At 29.7% G+C, this 5,166-nt stretch carries 4 protein-coding genes, 2 rRNA genes and 1 pseudogene; 5 read left to right on the top strand and 2 right to left on the bottom strand.

The genetic code is table 11. The annotated features are described in order from the left end of the window. The 5 genes and pseudogenes from JHL18_RS05850 to JHL18_RS25850 form a co-directional block, all read left to right on the top strand. Nucleotides 1–121, top strand: a 23S ribosomal RNA gene (locus tag JHL18_RS05850); the annotation flags it as partial. A 56-nt stretch (nucleotides 122–177) separates the two neighbouring features. After that, nucleotides 178–295, top strand: a 5S ribosomal RNA gene (rrf, locus tag JHL18_RS05845). 621 nt (nucleotides 296–916) lie between these two features. Next, nucleotides 917–1,918, top strand: coding sequence for a rod shape-determining protein (gene mreB, locus JHL18_RS05840; protein ID WP_200267100.1), 1,002 nt, complete (start codon nucleotides 917–919; stop codon nucleotides 1,916–1,918). A 169-nt stretch (nucleotides 1,919–2,087) separates the two neighbouring features. Then, complete coding sequence (locus JHL18_RS05835) at nucleotides 2,088–2,921, top strand: hypothetical protein (protein WP_200267098.1); 834 nt, start codon at nucleotides 2,088–2,090, stop codon at nucleotides 2,919–2,921. Nucleotides 2,922–3,127: 206 nt separating this feature from the next. Next, a pseudogene (locus JHL18_RS25850) lies at nucleotides 3,128–3,285 on the top strand (multidrug resistance efflux transporter family protein); the annotation flags it as partial. A gap of 29 nt (nucleotides 3,286–3,314) precedes the next feature. Here the strand turns inward: JHL18_RS25850 and JHL18_RS05830 are convergent. Both JHL18_RS05830 and JHL18_RS05825 read right to left on the bottom strand, forming a co-directional pair. Then, entirely contained in the window at nucleotides 3,315–3,872 is a 558-nt protein-coding gene (locus JHL18_RS05830) for a GNAT family N-acetyltransferase (protein WP_200267096.1), read from the bottom strand. A gap of 154 nt (nucleotides 3,873–4,026) precedes the next feature. After that, on the bottom strand, nucleotides 4,027–4,506 hold the full coding sequence (locus tag JHL18_RS05825) for a hypothetical protein (protein ID WP_200267094.1): 480 nt from the start codon (nucleotides 4,504–4,506) through the stop codon (nucleotides 4,027–4,029). Between the last annotated feature and the right edge of the window lie 660 nt (nucleotides 4,507–5,166).

The raw sequence follows: 5,166 nt of genomic DNA, 5'->3' as shown, positions 1-5,166 counted from the left end.
TTAGATTTCCCATAGCGTAAGCTAGTAAGACCCCTCGAAGAACACGAGGTTGATAGGTCGGAGGTGTAAGCATGGTAACATGTTCAGCTGACCGATACTAATAGGTCGAGGGCTTGACCAATAAATGTTATTACAAAGTTAACTTAAGTGCAATTTTGAAAGAATAATCTTTCAATATCTAGTAATGATGCGTCTAAGGGTTACACCCGTACCCATTCCGAACACGAAGGTTAAGACTTAGACGGCTGATGGTACTGCATGGGCGACTGTGTGGGAGAGTAAGTGGTTGCTAGGTAATTAGTATCTGACGATACGGAAAAGACTTCACAACTTGTGAGGTCTTTTTTACTGTATAAAAAAATATAAAATTTTCAAGCTAGCTAAGTCCAAATATTTCAACGGTCTTAGAAACCAAGTAGTTTACCATCCGATTATTTAATTCTAATAGCTTATGAGTATAGCATTTGTTCAAGTGTTTATTAATAAATTTTGTACAGTAGAATAGAGTATCTATATCTGGAATAGTTCAATTGCATAGTAATCAAGGAATCCTCATAGATATATACGTAAGAGATTTTATGTTTAAAGGGGTTAATGATAACAATATTTTAAAGGTAGCAAAAGTACATTTTGGTATACAGTAAAAAAGTGTATTTTTATATCCGTTAAATCAAAAAAAATAAGCGATTAATATAGATTTTTATGTGATACATTAAATACTAAATAAAATTTTTTTATGAAGCTTGAGAAGCAATATCCATTATTTATGCATTGAAAAGTAAGCAAACCAAGGTATATACTGTAAAAAAAGTTTGCTATTGCATACATTATGGAAAATATATATTAGCACTTCCATAAATTTTGCATTATATCTACTAAAGAGGAACTGTATTACAAGTTTAAGGGGGAAGTTTTAATGGGATTTTTTACGAAGAGTAGAGATATAGGAATAGATTTAGGTACTTCAAGCACATTGTTATATGTAAAAGGAAAAGGAATTTTATTAGTTGAGCCTTCAGTGGTGGCTATAAATACAAAAAATAAACAGGTATTAGAAGTGGGATTAGAGGCCAAAAATATGATAGGCAGAACGCCAGAAGGTATCGAAGCTATTCGACCGTTAAAGGATGGAACAATTGCAGATTTTGATTTAACTCAAAAAATGCTGAGAAAGTTTATTGAAAAAATTAACGATAAAGGTGCTCTTAAAAATTCTAGAATTACTATTTCTCATCCTTCAGGAGTTACAGAAGTGGAAAAGAGAGCTATAAATGAAGCAATAAGTCAGGTTGGAGCTCGTAAAATCATGTTAGTTGAAGAAGCAGTAGCTGCAGCGATAGGGTCAGGTCTTCCTGTAGATGAACCAATTGGAAATATGATTATTGATATAGGTGCTGGAACTACTGAGGTGGCAGTTGTGTCGCTTCAAGGAATTGTGGTAAGCAAAACCTTAAGAGTTGCAGGAGATGAACTAGATGAGACAATTATTGACTATGTAAAAAGAGAATTCAATTTGATGATAGGTGAAAGAACAGCAGAAAATATTAAAATTCAGATAGGCTGTGTCTATGCTAAAAGTGGTGAAGAAGAAAAAAGGATTGAGGTAAGAGGAAGAGATATGGTGACAGGATTACCAAAGTCTATTATAGTTGCAGATAGCCAAATAAGAGAGGCATTAAAAAATCCTGTTAATTTGATAATTGATGCAATTAAAGCTGCTATTGAAGAAACACCTCCAGAGCTTGCTGCAGACATAATGGACAATGGTATAATGCTTTCAGGTGGTGGTGCACTTTTAAAAGGATTAAATGAATTAATACATAGTGAAACTCATATACATGTACATATTGCAGAAAACCCACTTGAATGTGTAGTTCGTGGTGCAGGAAAATGCCTGGACATGTTAGACAAGATTTAATATAACTTATAATTTGTTTCTTGAATTACTCTTTCTTTTCAAGATAGTAGTCTAAAATTAGACTACTATTTTTGTTTGAAAAATAATAGTAGCGTAATAATTAATTGAAATAGTCTTTTATTAGTATAGGATATATAAAAGATATTCAAATGATAGATAAAAGATAAAGTTGGACAAAATTGCCATGGATGCAGGAAATATGATAAAATACTCACGGGGATGCGCTAATTTTTTAAATACTAAAAGATTTGGGGGGATTAATATAAATAAGTTATCTAAAAATATTTTGTTAGTGTTTTTACTACTTTGTATTTCGGTATCATTTTACTTTATTCAAATTTTTATATTTCATGATCAAAGAGACACTGGATTCTATTTATTACAGGATTTAGCCTTTGTGCCACTGCAGGTTATTATTGTCACGGTATTGATAGATCAGATTGTTAAAAATAAAGAAAGACAGGATAATCTTAAGAAGATTAGTGTGGTTATAGGGGCTTTTTTCACTGAGACTGGAGTTAGAGCTATAAGTAATATGGCATGTTTTAACTCGAATTTTAAGGAAATTAGTGAAAAGCTTAGTATAGGAGATGGATGGACAGATAAGGATTTTGCAAGAGCGATAAAAGACTTAAAAGAGTTCGATATTTTAATTGACAGTAAGTCAAGTGACTTAAACGATTTAAAAGAATTTATATATAGTAGTAAGCAAAATATACTTTCTATGTTTGAGAATCCAACTCTTCTAGAACACAATTCCTTTACTGACATGTTATGGGCCTTATATCATATTTATGATGAACTTTCGTACAGAGAAGATCTTAATAATATTTCTGATGAAGATTTAGTACATCTGTCGGTAGATATTAAAAGATGTTATACCCAGATTATAGTAGAGTGGATATACTATATGAATCATTTAAAACGAGAATATCCTTACTTGTATTCTTTGGCTGTTAGGAAAAACCCATTTACTAAACAGGTGGTATTGAATAGAAACTAAAGTATAAATGACTTAAGATATTATTCTAATCGAAGAATGCTCGTAAAGTAAGATTATATAGCAGATTAAGCAGATTGAAAAGAAATTGACATCTCATTATATAAAAACAGGTAGTCGAAATTTCAGTAGAAATTAGGCTGCCTGCTTTTATATTTAATCAACAAATGAGTGTTTCGGGTGGTACCTGGATTTGGAGTTCCTCTCTCAGATTAGCAGTTAGAGAATCTACTCAATCAGGAGAAGTAATATTTACTCTACTAGGTGGTTATTTTTATTTCAACATAAAATACCAACAACTACTTATTTTATAGGAATAGCTTTAGTAGTTATTGGTATGGTTTTAAATAGTCTTTTTGAAGAATAATAAAGTTTATCTATGTAATTAGTTGAAGATTATTTTTGTGTGATAATGAAATAGTCATCATATATCATGAAATTCTTACCTAGTGGAGCATATCCCTGATTTGTTAATGCTGAGATTCTTTCACTTGCATCTGGAATGGCTTTTGTAAGAATTGCTTTAACATCAAAGGCATGGAAAAAGTTCTCGTTTGCAATCTGTAATATATCACTAATTATTGAATCAGTCTCATAATCGCTGCGTAAATCTATGCGCAAAACTCCATAGTGATTAAATTCATCGTCTGCAATTCTATGAAACATCTCAATTGTTCCAATCTTTTCATTAGTATCATTTAAAATTATTGTCCATCTTACAAAATACTTGTGAATATAAGAATAGTTCCAAAATTCAATTGCTTGTCTCATTCTTTCCTTAGTTGTATAGTGAAAATTATCTCCATTACAATTATCAGAATTAAAGAAAGGTACTGATTTTTCGTCAGAATAACATTTTAACAAATTTTCAGTATCTTCTAGTTTTGTATGCCTTAATGAAATAAGACTACCTTTATATATTGGGCAATCGGTATAAATGTTTTTTGATGTCATAAAAAAATGCTCCTTTTCGTGTATTTACTTAAGCTTTGAGGCAATGGAATATTTATAGATAATAATTTTATTATGCTAGTATCTTTCCTTAATCTGCTTCACAGCTTTAACAAGTTTTTATTTATATATTTTTCGTAGTTTAAATAAAACCAATCTATTTCTTTATAAGAAGGTATTCCTCATAATTCATTGAGCTGTATAAATTTTTTAATTCTTTAATTATTTTCTTATCTACTGGAGCAAACCTAAGTTCAGTAGTATCGGTGCCACTATTTTTGTATATATGGATTTTATTTTTAGAAAAAACTATTGAATTTATATGATTATCTTCGTTGTCTATAAATGAGATAATTAGATCAGGAGATTTCTCTATTTGATTAACTGATACGCATTCTATTGTTTTTAAGTAGTCAGCTACTTTAGATATATCTTCGGAGTTAGTAACCATTTTACTTCTACCTAACTCTTTTTCAATGCTGGTAATTGCCATGTTTTCGAATTCTACTTTTTTGGTTGAACTTACTTCAATGTCGTTAAATGGTTTTATAATTTCTTTATTTTTAGGCTTTGAACAACTGGCAATTAATAATATAGCAAAGGAGAAAATGATAAAAAGAATAGATTTTGTTCTCAAAATATCACCACTAATCAATATAAAGAGGTATTTTTATATTAAGTATAGAGTGGTTTTGACTATTCTTCAAGTATATTCCAGCTAGGGATAGTATAAAGTTATAGCTTTTAATACCAAAATTTATATTAAAAACTCATCTACTCTTAAAGTTGTACCAGTGTAATCAGAAATATATTCTTAAAGCTCACCGGGTTATAGTGATAGAATTTGAAATAATACTAATAAATATAAGGTTATTTTTAATTAAGAGTCAATATTTTATTTATTATTATACAATATGTGGAATAAAATGTTATAATATGTATAATAGGTAGTTTGTAAATTTGAAGAATGTTTTTATAATTCAAGCACCATATATACTAATTTCTTATGGTAGAAAGTAGATTTTTGTAAATACATATTATAAAAAAATCTGAATAGCAGGTTTTAGTTTAGACATAGGGTTCCTAAACCAATTATTAAGTTGCACGTGTCTGATAATTCGCTGAAGATGAGATTATCGAACAATTATAACTTAAGTTTCGATACAGGAATCCTTTATAGGTATCCCAGATTAAAGTTTAAGTTATACAAGGTAGTTTCTGGCATATGCTAACGAACAAATCTCATCCTTTTTCGAATTAAGTTCGATAAAGATATTTTTAATATCTGAAATAAGTT

The sequence above is a fragment of the Clostridium yunnanense genome (assembly GCF_016595795.1).
In the GTDB taxonomy this organism is placed as follows: domain Bacteria; phylum Bacillota; class Clostridia; order Clostridiales; family Clostridiaceae; genus Clostridium_AR; species Clostridium_AR yunnanense.
The sequence above is the reverse complement of the archived record's forward strand: the minus strand, read 5'-3'. Positions and strand labels throughout refer to the sequence as shown.

Coding starts and splice junctions, on each gene's coding strand:
- mreB (WP_200267100.1), top strand. CDS start 917: ATGGGATTTTTTACGAAGAGTAGAGATATAGGAATAGATTTAGGTACT.
- JHL18_RS05830 (WP_200267096.1), bottom strand. CDS start 3,872: ATGACATCAAAAAACATTTATACCGATTGCCCAATATATAAAGGTAGT.